The organism is Pseudidiomarina terrestris, from assembly GCF_030466375.1.
Taxonomy (GTDB): domain Bacteria; phylum Pseudomonadota; class Gammaproteobacteria; order Enterobacterales; family Alteromonadaceae; genus Pseudidiomarina; species Pseudidiomarina terrestris.
Genome location: NZ_JAGGJE010000001.1, coordinates 1151831 through 1168542, shown reverse-complemented (window position 1 = coordinate 1168542; position 16712 = coordinate 1151831). Strand labels below are relative to the sequence as shown.

Annotated in this window: 19 protein-coding genes and 1 tRNA gene; 10 read left to right on the top strand and 10 right to left on the bottom strand. The window is 51.5% G+C overall.

Features of this window, described 5'->3' with window-relative positions:
- Positions 1 to 29: 29 nt before the first annotated feature.
- Entirely contained in the window at positions 30 to 239 is a 210-nt protein-coding gene (cspD, locus tag J6J28_RS05670) for a cold shock domain-containing protein CspD (protein ID WP_126761954.1), read from the bottom strand.
- A 226-nt stretch (positions 240 to 465) separates the two neighbouring features.
- On the opposite strand from cspD, the gene clpS reads away from it, so the two are divergent.
- Complete coding sequence (clpS, locus tag J6J28_RS05665) at positions 466 to 786, top strand: ATP-dependent Clp protease adapter ClpS (protein WP_301720352.1); 321 nt, start codon at positions 466 to 468, stop codon at positions 784 to 786.
- Positions 787 to 829: 43 nt separating this feature from the next.
- The gene (gene clpA, locus J6J28_RS05660) at positions 830 to 3103 is read left to right on the top strand and encodes an ATP-dependent Clp protease ATP-binding subunit ClpA (RefSeq protein WP_301720351.1); all 2274 of its coding nucleotides are present in this window, start codon (positions 830 to 832) and stop codon (positions 3101 to 3103) included.
- A 12-nt stretch (positions 3104 to 3115) separates the two neighbouring features.
- On the opposite strand, the gene infA is transcribed toward clpA, so the two are convergent.
- The 4 genes from infA to ald all read right to left on the bottom strand — a co-directional run bounded on the left by infA (position 3116) and on the right by ald (position 6373).
- Complete coding sequence (gene infA / locus J6J28_RS05655; protein ID WP_008489926.1) at positions 3116 to 3334, bottom strand: translation initiation factor IF-1; 219 nt, start codon at positions 3332 to 3334, stop codon at positions 3116 to 3118.
- Between the two features lie 66 nt (positions 3335 to 3400).
- Positions 3401 to 4126: a leucyl/phenylalanyl-tRNA--protein transferase gene (aat, locus tag J6J28_RS05650; RefSeq protein WP_301720349.1), complete on the bottom strand. Its 726-nt coding sequence runs from the start codon at positions 4124 to 4126 to the stop codon at positions 3401 to 3403.
- Positions 4127 to 4140: 14 nt separating this feature from the next.
- Complete coding sequence (gene trxB / locus J6J28_RS05645) at positions 4141 to 5100, bottom strand: thioredoxin-disulfide reductase (protein ID WP_301720348.1); 960 nt, start codon at positions 5098 to 5100, stop codon at positions 4141 to 4143.
- A gap of 145 nt (positions 5101 to 5245) precedes the next feature.
- Positions 5246 to 6373, bottom strand: a complete 1128-nt coding sequence (ald, locus tag J6J28_RS05640) for an alanine dehydrogenase (protein WP_301720347.1) — start codon at positions 6371 to 6373, stop codon at positions 5246 to 5248.
- A gap of 144 nt (positions 6374 to 6517) precedes the next feature.
- On the opposite strand from ald, the gene lrp reads away from it, so the two are divergent.
- From lrp to serS, 6 genes are all read left to right on the top strand, one after another.
- The gene (lrp, locus tag J6J28_RS05635; protein WP_301720346.1) at positions 6518 to 7009 is read left to right on the top strand and encodes a leucine-responsive transcriptional regulator Lrp; all 492 of its coding nucleotides are present in this window, start codon (positions 6518 to 6520) and stop codon (positions 7007 to 7009) included.
- A 147-nt stretch (positions 7010 to 7156) separates the two neighbouring features.
- Positions 7157 to 9553: a DNA translocase FtsK gene (locus tag J6J28_RS05625; RefSeq protein WP_335342632.1), complete on the top strand. Its 2397-nt coding sequence runs from the start codon at positions 7157 to 7159 to the stop codon at positions 9551 to 9553.
- Between the two features lie 12 nt (positions 9554 to 9565).
- On the top strand, positions 9566 to 10192 hold the full coding sequence (gene lolA, locus J6J28_RS05620; RefSeq protein ID WP_301720345.1) for an outer membrane lipoprotein periplasmic chaperone LolA: 627 nt from the start codon (positions 9566 to 9568) through the stop codon (positions 10190 to 10192).
- Between the two features lie 62 nt (positions 10193 to 10254).
- The gene (locus J6J28_RS05615) at positions 10255 to 11538 is read left to right on the top strand and encodes a replication-associated recombination protein A (protein ID WP_301720809.1); all 1284 of its coding nucleotides are present in this window, start codon (positions 10255 to 10257) and stop codon (positions 11536 to 11538) included.
- The gene (gene crcB, locus J6J28_RS05610) at positions 11528 to 11917 is read left to right on the top strand and encodes a fluoride efflux transporter CrcB (RefSeq protein WP_301720344.1); all 390 of its coding nucleotides are present in this window, start codon (positions 11528 to 11530) and stop codon (positions 11915 to 11917) included. Before J6J28_RS05615 ends, crcB begins: the two co-directional genes overlap by 11 nt.
- 1 nt (position 11918) lies before the next feature.
- The gene (gene serS, locus J6J28_RS05605; protein ID WP_301720343.1) at positions 11919 to 13214 is read left to right on the top strand and encodes a serine--tRNA ligase; all 1296 of its coding nucleotides are present in this window, start codon (positions 11919 to 11921) and stop codon (positions 13212 to 13214) included.
- Here serS and J6J28_RS05600 read toward each other — a convergent pair.
- From J6J28_RS05600 to J6J28_RS05580, 5 genes are read right to left on the bottom strand one after another with little or no spacing between them, the layout of a single operon-like run.
- Positions 13211 to 13540 (bottom strand): TusE/DsrC/DsvC family sulfur relay protein, encoded by a 330-nt coding sequence (locus J6J28_RS05600; RefSeq protein WP_301720342.1) that lies wholly within the window; start codon positions 13538 to 13540, stop codon positions 13211 to 13213. The two genes, serS and J6J28_RS05600, sit on opposite strands and share 4 nt — an antisense overlap.
- Before the next feature lie 19 nt (positions 13541 to 13559).
- Positions 13560 to 13901 (bottom strand): hypothetical protein, encoded by a 342-nt coding sequence (locus tag J6J28_RS05595; RefSeq protein ID WP_301720341.1) that lies wholly within the window; start codon positions 13899 to 13901, stop codon positions 13560 to 13562.
- A 3-nt stretch (positions 13902 to 13904) separates the two neighbouring features.
- A complete protein-coding gene (locus tag J6J28_RS05590) occupies positions 13905 to 14252 on the bottom strand; it encodes a DsrE family protein (protein WP_301720339.1) in 348 nt (115 codons plus the stop codon).
- On the bottom strand, positions 14252 to 14620 hold the full coding sequence (locus J6J28_RS05585) for a DsrE/DsrF/TusD sulfur relay family protein (protein ID WP_301720338.1): 369 nt from the start codon (positions 14618 to 14620) through the stop codon (positions 14252 to 14254). The genes J6J28_RS05590 and J6J28_RS05585 overlap by 1 nt, the downstream gene beginning before the upstream one ends.
- 6 nt (positions 14621 to 14626) lie before the next feature.
- Positions 14627 to 15301: a Bax inhibitor-1/YccA family protein gene (locus J6J28_RS05580; RefSeq protein ID WP_301720336.1), complete on the bottom strand. Its 675-nt coding sequence runs from the start codon at positions 15299 to 15301 to the stop codon at positions 14627 to 14629.
- Positions 15302 to 15497: 196 nt separating this feature from the next.
- On the opposite strand from J6J28_RS05580, the gene J6J28_RS05575 reads away from it, so the two are divergent.
- Both J6J28_RS05575 and J6J28_RS05570 read left to right on the top strand, forming a co-directional pair.
- Positions 15498 to 15589, top strand: a tRNA-Ser gene (locus J6J28_RS05575).
- A 118-nt stretch (positions 15590 to 15707) separates the two neighbouring features.
- Complete coding sequence (locus tag J6J28_RS05570) at positions 15708 to 16499, top strand: thioesterase family protein (RefSeq protein ID WP_301720334.1); 792 nt, start codon at positions 15708 to 15710, stop codon at positions 16497 to 16499.
- The last annotated feature ends 213 nt before the right edge of the window (positions 16500 to 16712 follow it).

Sequence of the window (16712 nt, the reverse complement as noted above, 5' to 3'; positions counted from 1 at the left end):
GCGTTTTTGCAACGAGCAGTTGCAAGATATTATTTTTGCACTGGCGTGATGTTCGTGGCGTGAAGACCTTTAGGGCCTTCTTCAAGTTGGAACTCGACGTCTTGTCCTGCTTTTAAGGTACGATAACCTTCCATTTCAATCGTTGAGTAATGCGCGAAGATATCTCCTTCACGGTCTTCGGCTTCAATAAATCCAAAACCTTTCGAATTATTGAACCATTTCACTTTACCGGTTGCCATACTTCTACTTCCTTTATTCTGCATTTACTATTTAGTTATTGTTAGAATGGTCATTAACCCAGAGACCCCATTGAAAAAGTCAATTGTTAACGCCATGTTTTACTCTAGGTGAGTTCTGTGCAGAGTCAAGCCCCAATTTGATTATTTAATGTACGACCAAACTGTTAATTTCAGTTATGGGTGAGCGAAATCCAGGTTTTATGGCTATATATAGGTAAGAGACGTTATGAGCAGTATGGACCAACATCAGCAAGGCACAGTGCATCATCGCGAAAGCGAAAAACAAAAGCTGCAGCCACCGCCCATGTACAAGGTCGTCCTCAATAACGATGATTACACCCCGATGGATTTTGTGATTGAGGTGCTCATCAAATTTTTTCGGATGGATCAGGAGCGTGCTACGGACACCATGTTGACCATCCATTATAAAGGCCAAGCGGTATGCGGGGTCTATTCTGCAGAAATCGCAGAGACCAAAGTAGTGCAAGTGAACCAGTACGCCCGTGAGCATGAGCATCCGTTGCTGTGCACCATGGAAAAAGCCTAAGGGCCTGAAGCGTAGTCGTCTGGCGTAGTTGAGGAGTGCTTAGATGCTAAATAAAGCCTTAGAAATAAGCTTAAACGATGCGTTTCGCATCGCCCGGGATCGTCGTCATGAGTTGATGACGGTTGAACATCTGTTGTTGGCGCTTTTAGATAATCCTGAGGCTTCCAAGGCTTTGCGTGCCTGTGGCTTAGAGTTTACCAAGCTAAAACAAGAGCTTTTATCTTACATTGATCGCAGTACCCCGACCTTTGATACGGAAACGTCGGAGAGCGATACGCAACCGACACTGGGCTTCCAGCGTGTGTTGCAACGTGCGGTTTTCCATGTGCAGTCTTCCGGCAACAGTGAGGTGACCGGTGCTAATGTGCTGGTGGCGATTTTTAGTGAGCAGGAATCGCACGCGGTATTTTTGCTGAACAAACACGATATTACCCGCCTCGATGTGGTGCATTTCCTGTCTCACGGATTGTCTCAGGTCGATGATCCTGTTATTCGCCCAGAAGGCGAGGACAATGAACAGCAGGATGCCGCCGCAGACGAGCAGCAGAGCTATCTGAAGCGCTTCTGTACCAATTTGAATGCTCGAGCACGGCTCGGTCTTATTGATCCCCTGATTGGGCGTGACGGTGAGCTGGAACGTTGTGTGCAGGTGTTGTGCCGCCGTCGTAAAAACAACCCCTTGCTGGTGGGCGAGGCTGGTGTCGGTAAAACCGCCATCGCCGAAGGTCTGGCCTATCGTATTGTGCAGGGCGAAGTGCCTGAAATTATGAACGACGCCACTCTGTACTCGTTGGATATGGGCGGCTTGCTGGCCGGCACCAAATACCGTGGTGACTTTGAAAAGCGTTTCAAAGCTTTGCTCAAAGAAGTGCAGGCACACGACAACGCCATTTTATTTATCGATGAAATCCATACCATCGTCGGTGCGGGCGCAGCCAGTGGCGGGGTGCTGGATGCGTCAAACCTGCTGAAACCATTGTTAAGCAGTGGCGAACTGAAGTGCATTGGCTCCACAACCTACAGTGAGTTTAAAAATATTTTCGAGAAAGATCGTGCGTTGGTGCGGCGTTTCCAGAAGATCGATGTCACTGAGCCTTCAGTGGATGACACCACCAAAATATTAATGGGATTGAAAGAACGTTACGAAGGCCACCACGGCATTCGTTACACCCAAAACGCAATCCGCGCCGCGGCAGAGCTGTCGGCCCGCTATATCAACGAACGTCATCTGCCAGACAAAGCGATAGATGTTATTGACGAAGCAGGCGCAAGCCAGCGCTTGTTGGCACCATCACGCCGCAAGAAGACTGTGGGTGTTGGCGATATTGAGCAAATCATTGCAAAAATCGCGCGCATTCCGGAGCAAAGTGTTTCGCGCTCGGATCAGCAGGTGCTGAAGCAACTGGATCGCAACCTGAAACTGGTGGTCTTTGGTCAGGACCAAGCCATCGATCAGTTAACCGCCGCGATTCGCTTATCGCGTTCCGGGCTGGGCGAAGAGCACAAGCCAATCGGTTCTTTCCTGTTTGCCGGCCCCACCGGGGTAGGTAAAACAGAGATCACGCAACAACTGGCAAATGCTCTTGGTATTGAGTTCCAACGTTTCGATATGTCCGAATACATGGAGCGCCATGCGGTGAGCCGTTTGATTGGTGCGCCACCGGGTTATGTAGGCTACGAGCAGGGCGGTCTGTTAACTGAAGCGGTCATCAAGCATCCGCATTCAGTGGTCTTACTGGATGAGATAGAGAAAGCTCACAGCGATATTTATAACATCTTGCTGCAAGTGATGGATCACGGCACTTTAACCGATAACAACGGACGCAAAGCTGATTTCCGTAACGTTATCCTGGTGATGACCACCAATGCCGGAGTGCAGGAAACCGTACGCCAGTCGATCGGCTTTAAACAGCAGGATCATGCTCCGGACGCGATGCTCGAAATTAACCGGACCTTTAGTCCGGAGTTCCGTAACCGTCTCGACGGTATCGTTTGGTTTAACCATCTAAGTCCGGAAGTGATCGCCCAGGTGGTGGATAAGTTTGTCACCGAACTGCAGGCACAGCTGGATCGCAAGCAGGTCAGTCTTGAACTGAATGATGAGGCTTATGCCTGGTTAGCAGAGAAAGGTTACGACAAAGCTATGGGCGCACGACCCATGACGCGAGTGATTCAGGAACACCTGAAAAAGCCACTGGCGAATGAGATCCTGTTCGGCAAGCTCACGAATGGTGGTAATGTTCGTGTTAGCGTCGGTAAAGACGGCTTGCAGTTAGCGGTGAGTGAGCGTGAAGCCCGTGGTTCAACCACGGGCTAGCGGCAGCTGCGTTTAGCGCGCGCGGAAGACAATGCGGCCTTTAGTCAGGTCGTAAGGAGTCAATTGCACGGTAACTGTATCACCCGTCAAAATACGGATGTAGTGTTTACGCATCTTTCCGGAAATATGTGCCGTCACCACGTGACCGTTTTCTAATTCAACGCGGAACATGGTGTTCGGCAGGGTATCCAGAACCGTGCCTTGCATTTCAATACTGTCTTCTTTTGCCATTCAAATCCTCGAAATCTCAGTTAAAAACATATGCTCTAGAAAAAGTGGTCAGAATTTTAGCTGTTTTCAGCAACAATTACCACTTGATTTATGTGGCAACTCCCGGGAATACCAAAACCCGGGCGTCAATTTAGCCTTTCCTTGCTGACTTTCACGCAGTCGGTGCAAGAAATGTTGGCGCGGTAATTCGTGCATTCCTAACCTGCTCAGATGAGGGTTCGAGACCTGCGCATCGAGCAGTTGCCCGCCTGCCGCAAAAAAGTGTTCGGCGAATACCAGCAGCGCTAGCTTTGACGCATTGCTCCGCTCGTGGAACATACTTTCTCCGCAAAATACATCGCCAACGGCAATACCGTACATGCCACCGACTAAAACATCGTCCGCCCAAACCTCTACGGAATGAGCATGGCCAAGTTCATGCAAACGAATAAACGCCTGCTGCAGCTCAGTTGTGATCCAGGTGCCATCAGGACCTGCCTCATGGTTTGCAGCACAGGCCTGTATCACCTGTGCAAAGTCCTGGTTCAGGCTGACATGAAAACCGGTACGTTGCCGGAAGCGCTTCATCGAGCGGCTCTGGTGCAATGACTCGGGGGTAAATACGGCACGCGGGTCAGGGCTCCACCATAAGGGGGGAGTATCGTCCGCAAACCAGGGAAAAATGCCTTGCCGGTAAGCATTGAGCAGGCGATCGGGGTGTAGATCACCACCGATCGCCAGCAGTCCGTTTGGCTCACGCAAAGCGAGTTCCGGACGAGGAAAGCTAAACTCATTTTCCGCTAAGCGGAACATCGGCCTGATAGTTCCTAGGCTTTGGTCAACGCATCAAGATAACGTTCCGCATCCAGGGCAGCCATACAGCCTGTTCCGGCCGAAGTAATCGCCTGACGGTAAACATGATCCATGACATCGCCAGCAGCAAAAACGCCAGGTACGCTGGTCGCGGTGGCGTTGCCGGTCAGGCCTGAGCTCACCACAATGTAGCCGTCATGCATCTCGAGCTGACCTTCAAAAATACCAGTATTGGGCTGATGGCCGATAGCGATAAAGCAACCCATGACCGCCAATTCAGACAAGCTGCCATCCTGAGTATCTTTGACGCGCACGCCAGTCACACCGCTGTCGTCGCCGAGAACTTCATCAAGGGTCTTGTTTAGGTGCAAGGTCACATTACCACTGGCCGCTTTTTCCATCAGTCGATCGACCAGGATTTTTTCGGCGCGGAACTCTTCGCGACGATGAATAACATGAACTTCACTGGCAATATTGGCCAGGTAGAGCGCTTCCTCTACCGCGGTGTTACCACCACCGACAACGCAAACCTTCTGATTGCGGTAGAAAAAACCATCACAAGTCGCACAGGCAGAAACCCCTTTGCCCATAAAGGCTTCTTCGGAGTCCAGACCAAGGTACTTGGCTGAGGCACCCGTTGAAATCACGACCGCGTCAGCCGTGAACTCATTGCTGTCACCGAAGAGTCGGAACGGCTTAGTGCTAAAATCAACCTTGTTGATGTGATCGAACACGATTTCAGTATTAAACTTTTCCGCGTGCTGCTGCATGCGCACCATCAGATCCGGACCCGTCAGGCCTTCAGCGTCGCCGGGCCAGTTTTCCACATCTGTGGTGGTAGTCAGCTGACCGCCTTGCTGCATACCGGTGACCATGACCGGATTTAAATTTGCGCGCGCAGCATAAACGGCTGCGGTATAGCCGGCCGGACCAGAACCCAGAATGAGAAGGCGGCAATGTTTGGCGTCTGCCATAATCGATGTACTCCGTTATTATTTAATTTATTCGCGACATGCTTACATACATAGGGGTCGATTGTATGGATTACAACAGCCGCAAACAAGAGACCCGCAAACATTGTGCGGGTCTACAGGTGTAACTATTTACTGGCAGGGGGAATTAGCCGCGAATAGCGTCAGACGGGTCCTGATACTCCAGACCAAGCTTCTCGCCTAAATCGTCATGCACAGCCTTGTAGGTGATTTTACCTTTGTGCATGTTCAAGCCGTCGCGCAGGTGCTCGTTGCTTTCCATCGCTGCTAAACCATGGTTCGCCAGCGCCAGACCAAACGGTAAGGTTGCGTTATTTAAGGCGATGGTTGAAGTACGGGCCACACCACCTGGCATGTTCGCAACACAGTAATGCACGATGTCATCAACGATGTAGGTAGGTTCCTGATGCGTGGTTGCTTTCGAGGTTTCAAAACAGCCACCCTGGTCAATCGCGACATCAACAACAACCGAGCCCGGTTTCATGTTTTTCAGGTGGTCACGGGTTAACAACTTAGGTGCCGCAGCGCCTGGAATCAACACCGCACCAACCACTAAGTCAGCCTGACGTGAGAAGTGATCAATGGCATCAACAGTGGAATAGATGGTTTTCACGCGACCCGCAAAAATATCATCCAACTGACGCAAACGTGGGAGTGAACGATCCAGAATCGTTACTTCAGCGCCCATACCTACAGCCATTTTTGCTGCCTGAGTACCGACCACACCACCACCGATGACCAGAACTTTACCTGGCTCAACACCAGGTACGCCACCGAGCAATACGCCGCTACCGCCGTTTACTTTTTCAAGGTTGTGCGCACCAGCCTGAATCGACATACGGCCAGCAACTTCGCTCATTGGGGCTAACAGGGGCAGACCGCCGTTACGGTCAGTTACAGTTTCATAGGCAATCGCAGTCACGCCAGATTTCGCCAACAACTCAGTTTGTGTTGGATCTGGTGCCAGGTGCAAATAGGTGTACAGGATTTGACCTTCACGCAGTTGCATACATTCGTTCGGCTGCGGCTCTTTGACTTTAATGATCATATCGGCTTTGGCAAAGATTTCAGCTGGGTCGGAAACGATGGTCGCGCCGGCCAGTTCGTAATCTTCGTTGGTAAAACCAATTGCCGCACCACCGTTATTTTCCACCATCACATCGTGGCCGTGTGCTACATATTCACGCACAGCTGCAGGCGTGAGGCCAATACGGTATTCGTGGTTTTTAATCTCTTTAGGTACACCAATTAACATGGACTGCTTCCCATCTAAGTTGTCAATGAAACATGAGGATTTACGGCGGCAATTATAGGCGAACTTTGTGGTTTGTTTCGTACTTTTTTTACTATAGTTTTCAGTCTATAATATGGTCAAACCTATAAAGAATAGTGAAAAATAATGTTTTCAGCTGAAGAACCCGTCGAAATCACTATTGACAGAATTGACCGTAAAATACTACGTCTACTACAGGAAGAAGGGCGCCTCAGTAACGTTGCCACAGCACGCCGGGTGGGCCTGAGTCCCACGGCTTGTAGCGAGCGTATTCGCAAGCTTGAAAAAGAGGGTGTGATTGAAGGTTACCATGCGCGCATCAACCCAGCTAAGCTGGGCGCGAACCTGATGGTATTCGTTGAAATCACGCTAACCCGCACCTCGTCAGACTCGTTTGCGGAATTCAGTGATGCGGTGCAGAAAACACCTGAAATTCTTGAGTGTCATTTGGTCGCAGGGGACTTTGATTTCCTGATTAAAGCCCGGGTCCCGGACATGCCTTCCTATCGAAAATTACTGGGTGAAACCTTGCTGATGATGCCGGGCGTGAACGAGTCCCGTACCTATGTGGTGATGGAAGAAGTGAAAAACGAAAATAAAGTTCTGATAAAAGGTTAGCAAAGAGGTCGTAAAACAGCTGAATCTCTTGCGCTGACAAGCTACACTAGCTAATAAAGAACGACGGTTCTTCGATAAGAATAAACGCTAACAGGGAACAACAATGATGAACACGGCAGTGGTGCTCAAACAACCGCAGGCGCAATCATGAGCGGTGCACAACGCGTACTCGAAGTAGGCCTGATTTTATGTGGTGCCTTTGCGATATTTCTTTTTCTGGCCTTAGTCAGCTTTAATCCGGCAGATCCCAGTTGGTCACAAACCGGCTATCAAGGCACGATTGAGAATGCTGCCGGCGCCATCGGTGCCTGGTTCGCCGATGCGTTATTGTTTTCCTTTGGCTTTGTTGCCTATCTGATCCCTTTTGGTTTGGCTGGACTGGGTTATGTGATGTTCCGCCAACCCCATCGTCTGGTAGAACTCGATTACCTGGCGCTTGGCCTGCGCTTAATTGGCTTGATTCTGACCTTGGTCGGCGCAGCCGCGCTGGCATCACTGAATTTCTCAGAGCTTTATTCGTTTTCCGCAGGTGGCGTTGTCGGCGACGTGATTAGTAGCTCGTTATTGCCTTATTTTAATCTGATTGGCACCACCTTACTGCTGCTGACCTTTCTGTGCACCGGCTTGACACTGGTGACCGGCATTTCCTGGGTTTGGCTGGCTGACAAACTCGGTGAACTGGCAATACGCGGGACGTTATGGCTGGTTGAGCGCAGCAAAGAGCTGCTTCAGCGGTTTCGTACTTCGTCAAACTCAGAGCCCCGGGAGCGTAAGAAAAAGCGCCGTAAGGTGAAACCACTCCCGACCGTTGACGAAGAAGAGGCGGATGCGCTGTTCGAGCGCCGTGAACCAGAACTCGATCTGGATATTACCTTAACCAGTGATGACGATGATGAACCGGATCTAGGCTTATTTGGCGCGGCCGAGAAGAAGTCGATGAAAATCGCGCGTTCCGACGAAAAGCCAGCGGCGCAGATTAATGCCGAAGAACGGCAGCAGGTGGAAGAAGAACATGAGGCCGAGGAACACTCAGCTGCCGCTGACGCGATTGATCCGCTGCCTTCAATTGCCCTGCTGGATAAGCCAGCAAAGACGGGCAATCCTTTAACGCCAGAGGAACTGGAGCAAATCAGTCAGACCGTTGAGGCGGTCCTGCAGGACTTCGGTGTCGAGGTGAAAGTTGCTAACGTGCAGCCAGGCCCGGTGATTACCCGCTTCGAACTCGATCTAGCGCCAGGTGTGAAGGTCTCCAAAATCTCCAACCTGGATAAAGACATTGCCCGCTCGCTGTCAGCCATCTCCGTGCGCGTGGTCGAAGTCATCCCCGGAAAGTCTTATGTAGGGCTGGAGCTGCCGAATAAAAGCCGTGAGACCGTATTTTTCAGCGATGTGATTAGCTGTGACGCCTTCCAGCAGAACCCGTCGCCTTTAACCATGGTACTTGGTAAAGGGATTGCTGGTCAGCCGGTGGTGGTGGATTTGGCGAAAATGCCCCACCTGTTGGTGGCAGGAACGACCGGCTCGGGTAAATCTGTGGGCGTTAATGTCATGATTTTAAGCCTGCTTTATAAAAGCACCCCCGAGCAGGTACGGCTGATTATGATTGATCCTAAAATGCTGGAACTTTCGGTGTATGAAGGGATCCCGCATCTGTTGACTGAAGTGGTAACCGACATGAAAGACGCGGCCAACGCTTTGCGGTGGTGTGTTGGCGAAATGGAACGCCGTTACAAACTGATGTCGGCACTGGGCGTACGTAATTTGAAAGGCTATAACGTCAAAGTGGAAGATGCAGCCGCAGCGGGTGAGCCGCTACGCGATCCATTATGGAAGCCCGGCGATTCCATGGACGAGATGCCACCGGTGTTGGAAACACTGCCGAGCATCGTGGTGGTGATTGACGAGTTTGCCGACATGATGATGATTGTCGGCAAAAAAGTTGAAGAGCTGATTGCCCGGATCGCGCAGAAAGCGCGGGCCGCTGGGATTCACTTAATTCTGGCTACTCAGCGCCCGTCGGTTGACGTTATCACGGGTCTGATTAAAGCAAACATTCCGACCCGAATCGCGTTTCAGGTGCAATCAAAAATTGACTCGCGCACCATATTGGACCAACCCGGTGCCGACCAGTTATTAGGGCAGGGTGATATGCTCTATCTGCCTCCGGGAAGCGGCGTACCGACGCGTGTGCATGGTGCCTTTATTGATGATCATGAAGTGCATGCGGTGGTGGCAGACTGGAAGCGTCGCGGCAAACCCAACTATCTGGAAGAGATCCTCAGTGGCGATCAAAGTGACGATGCTTTGTTACCCGGCGAGAGCGCGGGTGACGACGACGGTGAAAGTGATCCCCTCTATGATGAAGCGGTCGCCTTTGTTACTGAGACCCAACGGGTGTCGGTCTCGAGTGTTCAGCGAAAATTCCGTATTGGTTACAATCGCGCTGCGCGCATCGTTGAACAAATGGAAGTTAGCGGTGTCGTTAGTAGTGCAGCAAGTAATGGTCAGCGCGATGTACTTGCGCCACGGCCACCACGCGATTAAGGGAAAACAACGATGAAGTTTTTAACCAGCGCCGTAGTAGCGTCCACGCTACTTTTGGGCTTTGCCAGCGTATCGGCCAGCGAGGCCAAATTCGAGTTACAACAGCGGCTGGCACCTGTCAGCACGTTACAGGCAGACTTTGTCCAGCAGGTTATCGACCCGCAGGGCGAGTTAGTCCAAGAACTACAGGGACGTCTGGCAATGGCCCGTCCTAATAAATTTTTCTGGCAAAGCGATGCTCCCAATGAATTAGTGCTGGTAGCGGACGGTACCACCCTCTATTACTTTGATCCCTTTGTCGAGCAGGTTACCGTTGCTGAACAGCAAGCTTCGGCCACGCAAAGTCCGTTCCTGTTACTGTTAGATGGTGAAACCACGGCCTGGGCTGATTATGAGGTAGAGGTTGAAGGAAACAGCTATCAACTGGAGCCGAATGCCGAGGCTGAGAGTCAGCAAAGTCTGCAAATTAACTTCACTGATGAGACGCTGAACGAAGTGATTTTGGATGATGGGCAAGGGCAGCTGACGCGTATTGTGTTAAGCAATGTAAAAACTAACTCAGCCCTGGCGGGAGCCACTTTCGAGTTTGAGATCCCCCCCGGCGCGGCGGTGGATGACCAACGAGGCGATAACGAGTAAGCGTAGTGGCCAAGAACCAAAGTTTCGATTTCGCAGCCGATTTTCGGCCACTTGCGGCACGCATGCGGCCGCTGACCCTGGCGGACTACGTTGGCCAGAGCCATTTATTGGGGTCTGGTAAACCGCTGCGCGATGCCATTCAAAACGGGCAGTTGCATTCCATGATTTTGTGGGGGCCGCCTGGCACCGGAAAAACCACGCTGGCGGAAATCATTGCGCAAACGGGTGCTGCCGAGCTCGAACGTATTAGTGCGGTGACCTCAGGGGTCAAAGAAATTCGCCAGGCCATTGCCATCGCCAAAGAACATCAGCAGCAAGGTCAACGTACCCTGTTATTTGTCGATGAGGTGCACCGATTTAATAAAAGCCAACAGGATGCTTTTTTACCCCACATCGAAGATGGCACCATTATTTTTGTCGGGGCGACCACGGAAAATCCAGCTTTTGAACTCAATGGTGCCTTGTTGTCCCGAGCGCGTGTGTATCGCCTGAAGTCACTTGAAACAGAAGACCTATCCGGTTTGTTGGAACGGGCACTGAGCGATGCCGACAAGGGGCTGGGAGCCAGACAGTTGCAGTTAACGACCGCCGCGAAAGCTTATTTGCTTGATGTGGCAGGGGGGGATGCCCGCCGCCTGCTTAATTATTTGGAAATCTGCGCTGATACTGTCACTGACGGCACCACCATTGAGCGCGATTTAATCGTCGAGGCGATTGGCGGGCGGCAGGCAGGTTTTGACAAGCAAGGCGACGTTTATTACGACCTGTTATCTGCCTTGCACAAATCTGTCCGTGGCTCCTCGGCAGATGGTGCCCTTTATTGGTATGCACGTATTCTGCAGGGCGGCGGCGACCCGCTGATTGCGGCACGACGACTTTTGGCCATTGCTTCCGAAGATATAGGTACCGCCGATCCGCGCGCCTTACAAATGGCCCTGAATGCCTGGGACACCTTTCATCGGGTGGGGCCGGCAGAAGGCGAGCGAGCGATCGCGGAAGCATTGGTGTATTGCGCGATGGCACCGAAAAGCAATGCGCTGTATCGTGCCTTCAATGCGGCGAAAAAATTAGCCGCAGATTTCCCTGACGCACCGGTTCCTCACCACTTACGCAACGCACCAACCAAGGTCCATAAGCAGGAAGGTTTCGGGGCCGGCTATCGCTACGCCCATGACTATCCGCAAGCCATTGTGCCCGGCGAGCGGTATTTGCCCGCAAGCGTAGGGCAACCGGACTTATATCAACCCAGTGATCGCGGCCTGGAAAAACAATTACGGGCGAAGCTCGAGTGGTTACAGCAGCAGGATCAAGCCAGTGACTGGCAGCGAGGCGAGGATGAGCGCTAATTTACTTGCAGTTGCCCTGGGCGGTGCTCTGGGTGCTATGGCCCGCTATGGTGTCGCGCTGGGAAGCCTGGCAATCTTCGGCAAGTCATTCCCTTTCGGCACACTTATCGTTAACATAGTAGGCTCTTTTTTACTGGCGCTTTTATTCCTTGGACAGCAACAAGGCTCGGTCTCTTCGGCCGCCTGGCTGTTTTTTGGTGTTGGTGTGTTGGGAGCATTTACCACTTTCTCGGCCTTCTCACTCGAGGTGGTCTTGCTGCTGCAAGCAGGGGAAACGCTGAAAGCGTTGGCCTATGCCAGTTTAAACGTGGTTTGTTGTATCGCTGCAGTTGCCGTGGCACTGGGGCTTAAAACTTATTTTTTATCGATTTGGAATTAGCATGTTAGACGCCAAGTTATTTCGTAGTGAACTCGCAGAAACCGCCGCTTATCTCGCCAAAACGCGGGATTTCTCGTTGGATGTTGCCAAGCTGGAACAGCTGGAGCAGCAACGTAAGGATCTCCAGGTCCGTACAGAAACTCTGCAGGCTGAGCGCAACTCGCGATCCAAAGCTATCGGTAAAGCCAAAGCTCAGGGGGAAGACATCCAACCCCTGCTGGCTGAGGTTGATGACCTTGGCAGTCAGCTGGATCAGGCGAAAGCTGATTTAGCTGAAATCCAGAGTGAGCTGCACAGTATTATTTCAGGCGTTCCCAATTTACCCGATAGTTCGGTGCCTCTGGGTAAAGATGAAGACGAAAATCAGGAAGTAAGCCGCTGGGGTGAGCCCCGCAACTTTGACTTCACACCAAAAGACCATGTGGATGTTGCCCATGCTCTTGCTCAGGGAATGGACTTTGAGCGGGGCGCAAAACTCGCTGGAGCGCGTTTCGTGGTGCTGCAAGGCGCCATTGCTCAACTGCATCGGGCTTTAGCGCAATTTATGCTGAACCTGCATGTGAATGAGCATGGCTACACCGAAGCTTATGTGCCTTATCTCGTCAACCACGATACGCTGTTTGGTACGGGGCAATTGCCGAAGTTTGGCGAGGATCTCTTTCATGTACAGGGCGCCACGGAGAGTCAGGTCCCGATGTCCCTGATCCCTACGGCGGAAGTGCCGCTCACCAACTTATGGCGCGATGAAATTGCTGATGAAACTCAGTTACCGTTGCAATATGCTGCGCATACGCCGTGTTTTCGCAGTGAGGCCGGCTCTCATGGGCGTGATACCCGCGGTCTGATCCGTCAACATCAATTTGATAAAGTCGAACTGGTGTGGCTGGTTAAACCAGAAGAATCGATGGCGACTCTGGAGACATTGACTGAAAATGCTGAGCGCGTATTACAGCTGCTCGAGCTCCCTTATCGCAAAGTGCTGCTGTGTACTGGCGATATGGGCTTTGGTGCCTGTAAGACTTACGATCTGGAGGTCTGGCTACCGACGCAGCAAACCTACCGTGAAATCAGCTCGTGCTCCAATATGGGAGACTTTCAGGCGCGCCGCATGCAGGCACGTTTTCGCCGTAAAGGCGCGAAAAAGCCAGAATTAATGCACACCCTCAACGGCTCAGGTCTGGCGGTGGGTCGGGCGCTGGTTGCGGTACTTGAAAATTATCAGCAAGCGGACGGTTCTTTGAAAGTGCCAACGGTTTTGCAGCCCTACATGGGCGGCAAGACACAACTCAGCATCTAGATACATTTGGCCGGTTTAGGCAGCCCGGCAATACGGGTTGCCTGCTTCGCCGGGCCCTTCGGGAAAAGCCGGTAGAGGTAAATACTGTTGGCTTTATCTTTACCGAGTCGCTGACCTATAGCTTTGACCAGTACGCGCATAGCCGGGCTGGTATCGAATTCCTGATAAAAATCACGGACGAACGTCACCACTTCCCAGTGAGCGTCGGTTAACTCAATCCCTTCCAGCTCAGCAATATACATCGCCAGATCCGGGCTCCACTCATCAAAGTTGGCCAGATACTCATGTTTATCTGTGGCATATTGCCGACCGTTAAACTCAAACATTGTGCAGGTTCACTTCAGGCTAAGCAAAATAGGTTACCAGTTGCGATTGTAGCGTTAACTCCACCCAACTGGCATCGTTAAGTTGCATAATAAATGCCGGGAAAGGCAGATCGGCAAGGGTACTGTTGTCAGCACGAAGCAGCTCGATTTCGGTGTGCACAGCATAACAGGTGTGCGGAAAATCGAGGAGTTCATCCGGGTTTTGCCAGAGTGTCTCAAGGGCTTGCTCGGTGACAATCAACAGGATTTGCCGGTCGTCCGTACAGCTCTGTTGCAGTAACGCTCGATCGTGCTCGGCTAAAGGCCATTGCCGTACATAAAAAACACTTTGTTCCTGCATAGGTACACTGGCGTCGATCATGGCTTAAAACCTTATCACTTTGGTACTTTGCAGCAGTTGTTGGCTGAGTTGATGGTAGCTCATGACGGCAACCTCGCAGACAAAATCAGCCCCAGTGATGCCTAGTTTGCTGAGTTCTTCGGCGACCACCACAGGTGGGGGACAGTCGTAAAGATCAAGCAGCGCATAGCGTTTCTGCAAAGAACGCTGCTGCCGGCTGACATCATGATTATGGCGTAAATGTGCGACAGCATCTCCGAGCAATACCAGTTGTGGGTTGAGCTCAAGCGTTGCCAGTGCCAGCAGCATATCCTGGCCATGCCAGCTGTCGATCGCTGCCGGAGGATGAGTCTGTACGATAAAAGTGGTCATCAGAATTGCACCACGCGTTCTGCTTTTGCTGTCGCCATACTGAATTCCGTCAGTCCACCCAGCTCATAAGCTTGATGCAGCTGCTCCGGCTGGAGCTGATAATCGTTCTCGACCACGGTCGAGCAGACCACCAGTGGGAATCCATGTTGTTGACTCAGCCGCACCCAGTCTGCAGCGACAGGTGTCAAGGTGCCGTCCTCCTGCAGTTGCGCATGCAGCACACCGGCCTGATAGAAGAACACATGATGAATGCGATGGCCTAACGCAAGCGCAGCCTGCGCGTAGTGAAACGCTAACAGGCTGCGAGCAGAGGTTGTAGCTGCGGTGGTTAAAGGTGCCGCATGCACCGAGATAACAATATCAGTCACGAGAACTTATTCGTCGCCACCGAAGGCCATCAGAATGTTCAACAAGCTGACGAAGATGTTATAAATCGAGACGTACAAGGTCACCGTGGCCAATACATAGTTACGCTCACCGCCGCGAACAATGGCGCTGGTTTGCATCAGGATTGCGCCTGCTGAGAACAGGATAAAGAGTCCAGACAGGGCCAGTCCCAGTATCGGCATGTTCAGGAACAGATTCGCGATAAACAGCGCAATGATGACGAAGAAACCCGCAACCATCATGCCGCCAAGGAACGACATATCTTTCTTGGTGGTCAGCACATACGCTGATAACGAGAAGAAGATAAGTGCAGTGCCGCCCAGAGCGGTCATAATAATTTCAGCACCCTGCGGACCAATTGCACTAATCATGCCGAGAATCGGACCTAAGGTGTAGCCCATAAAGCCAGTCAGAGCGAACGTAGAAAGCAGGCCCCAGGCGCTGTCAGAGGTTTTATGCACCAGGAACAACAAGCCGTAAAAGCCGACCAGAGTAATAATAAGGCCCGGGTGAGGCAAATTCATGCTTGCTGACAAGAATGCGGTGAACGCACTAAAAGCCAGTGTGAGACCCAGCAACATATAGGTGTTGCGTAAAACTTTGTTGGTTTGTATAACCGACTCACCGCGGCGTGCGGTCGAAACGTGAGCTTGGTTGTTCATGGCATTCTCCAATAATAAATAACTGTTCCCAGTGTATCCCAAAAGTGGGGGTAAGTAGCAATGCTTTCAAGGGATATTTGTTGCTAATTGTATAAAATGACAGCAAACGATCTCTGACAGTTAAATTTTTACTTTACAACCGCGTTAGGGGTCTTTATCATTCGCTTCGTCTTGAGGCACACAGCCTTTCGACATCGGAGAGATGGCAGAGTCCGGTTGAATGCACCTGACTTGAAATCAGGCGTGGGTTCATACCCACCGGGGGTTCGAATCCCTCTCTCTCCGCCAATTTCCCGAAAGCCCGCTACTTGTTAGCGGGCTTTTTTGTTGCCCCTTCCAGATCTGGTCCTACCTGTTTATACTGCCTAGAAACAAAAGCCAATAAACCAAACTAGATGAGTCTGTTATGGAAAATTTTGACGCTATTCTTGCCCAGATCAGTCCCGCCCCAGAGCAACACGTGCAACTTCCCGAGGGTTGGGGCCAGGGCCGCGCACTGTTCGGTGGCCTGACCGCAGCCATTGCCTGGCAGCACGGTGAGGCAGGTGCTGCCGAGGATCAGCAGTTGCGAGCGATGACGGTATCTTTCGTGGCGCCGGTACTTAGCGGTTCAGCACAGTTGTACCGCCGGGTTCTACGAAAGGGCAAAAATGTCACGCAAATCGCCGTCGAGATAAAGCAAGAGGGTGAGGTGGTGTTGTCCTCTTTATTGACGTATGGCCGCGCCAGGCCTTCTGTGGTCCAGGTAACCGACACCCCCGATCCGCATGAATTGCCAGTTGAGAAAGGTTTAAGTTTCCCGCAAGGACAAGGTGTGCCGGAATTCACTCGCGCCTTTGATTATCGGGTAACCCTGGGAGGGCTGCCATTTTGCGGTAGCAAAAGTCGCGAGTTTGGTGGCTACATGCGCTTTAGAGAGCTGGATACACCTATCACCATAGGGTTGTTATTAGGGCTTGTCGATGCCTGGCCACCAGCCTTGTTAACGCACCTGACTGAGCTGGCACCGGCCAGTTCCTTAACCTGGACCATTGAATTTCCGAGTGAATTACCACAGCGCTCCACCGCAGCCTGGTGGCATTATGTGGCGACAATAGATTACGCCGCTGATGGTTACGGCCACACGCACGCGCATATCTGGGATGAAAATGGGCAAATGGTCGCTATCAGCCGTCAGACGGTGACAGTTTTTGCCTGAATTTTAGTCAGTTTTGGCTCGCGGCCAAGGATCATACCTATCATTTGAAGTGACCTATGGGCTCAAAACATCTAAAAAATGTCATTGTTCGAGTAATTTAACAAAAAACACATAATTGTAGTTGCGCATCCTAAAAGTTCGGGGCATACCTTGAATGACACTAAAATAGGTTTAGTGGTATAGCCGAAATCTTTCGGAACTTTGGGATAAGGA

Excerpts from the sequence above, each read along its gene's own strand:
- cspD (WP_126761954.1), bottom strand. The coding sequence starts at position 239 with ATGGCAACCGGTAAAGTGAAATGGTTCAATAATTCGAAAGGTTTTGGA.
- clpS (WP_301720352.1), top strand. The coding sequence starts at position 466 with ATGAGCAGTATGGACCAACATCAGCAAGGCACAGTGCATCATCGCGAA.
- clpA (WP_301720351.1), top strand. The coding sequence starts at position 830 with ATGCTAAATAAAGCCTTAGAAATAAGCTTAAACGATGCGTTTCGCATC.
- infA (WP_008489926.1), bottom strand. The coding sequence starts at position 3,334 with ATGGCAAAAGAAGACAGTATTGAAATGCAAGGCACGGTTCTGGATACC.
- aat (WP_301720349.1), bottom strand. The coding sequence starts at position 4,126 with ATGTTCCGCTTAGCGGAAAATGAGTTTAGCTTTCCTCGTCCGGAACTC.
- trxB (WP_301720348.1), bottom strand. The coding sequence starts at position 5,100 with ATGGCAGACGCCAAACATTGCCGCCTTCTCATTCTGGGTTCTGGTCCG.
- ald (WP_301720347.1), bottom strand. The coding sequence starts at position 6,373 with ATGTTAATTGGTGTACCTAAAGAGATTAAAAACCACGAATACCGTATT.
- lrp (WP_301720346.1), top strand. The coding sequence starts at position 6,518 with ATGTTTTCAGCTGAAGAACCCGTCGAAATCACTATTGACAGAATTGAC.
- J6J28_RS05625 (WP_335342632.1), top strand. The coding sequence starts at position 7,157 with ATGAGCGGTGCACAACGCGTACTCGAAGTAGGCCTGATTTTATGTGGT.
- lolA (WP_301720345.1), top strand. The coding sequence starts at position 9,566 with ATGAAGTTTTTAACCAGCGCCGTAGTAGCGTCCACGCTACTTTTGGGC.
- J6J28_RS05615 (WP_301720809.1), top strand. The coding sequence starts at position 10,255 with ATGCGGCCGCTGACCCTGGCGGACTACGTTGGCCAGAGCCATTTATTG.
- crcB (WP_301720344.1), top strand. The coding sequence starts at position 11,528 with ATGAGCGCTAATTTACTTGCAGTTGCCCTGGGCGGTGCTCTGGGTGCT.
- serS (WP_301720343.1), top strand. The coding sequence starts at position 11,919 with ATGTTAGACGCCAAGTTATTTCGTAGTGAACTCGCAGAAACCGCCGCT.
- J6J28_RS05600 (WP_301720342.1), bottom strand. The coding sequence starts at position 13,540 with ATGTTTGAGTTTAACGGTCGGCAATATGCCACAGATAAACATGAGTAT.
- J6J28_RS05595 (WP_301720341.1), bottom strand. The coding sequence starts at position 13,901 with ATGATCGACGCCAGTGTACCTATGCAGGAACAAAGTGTTTTTTATGTA.
- J6J28_RS05590 (WP_301720339.1), bottom strand. The coding sequence starts at position 14,252 with ATGACCACTTTTATCGTACAGACTCATCCTCCGGCAGCGATCGACAGC.
- J6J28_RS05580 (WP_301720336.1), bottom strand. The coding sequence starts at position 15,301 with ATGAACAACCAAGCTCACGTTTCGACCGCACGCCGCGGTGAGTCGGTT.
- J6J28_RS05570 (WP_301720334.1), top strand. The coding sequence starts at position 15,708 with ATGGAAAATTTTGACGCTATTCTTGCCCAGATCAGTCCCGCCCCAGAG.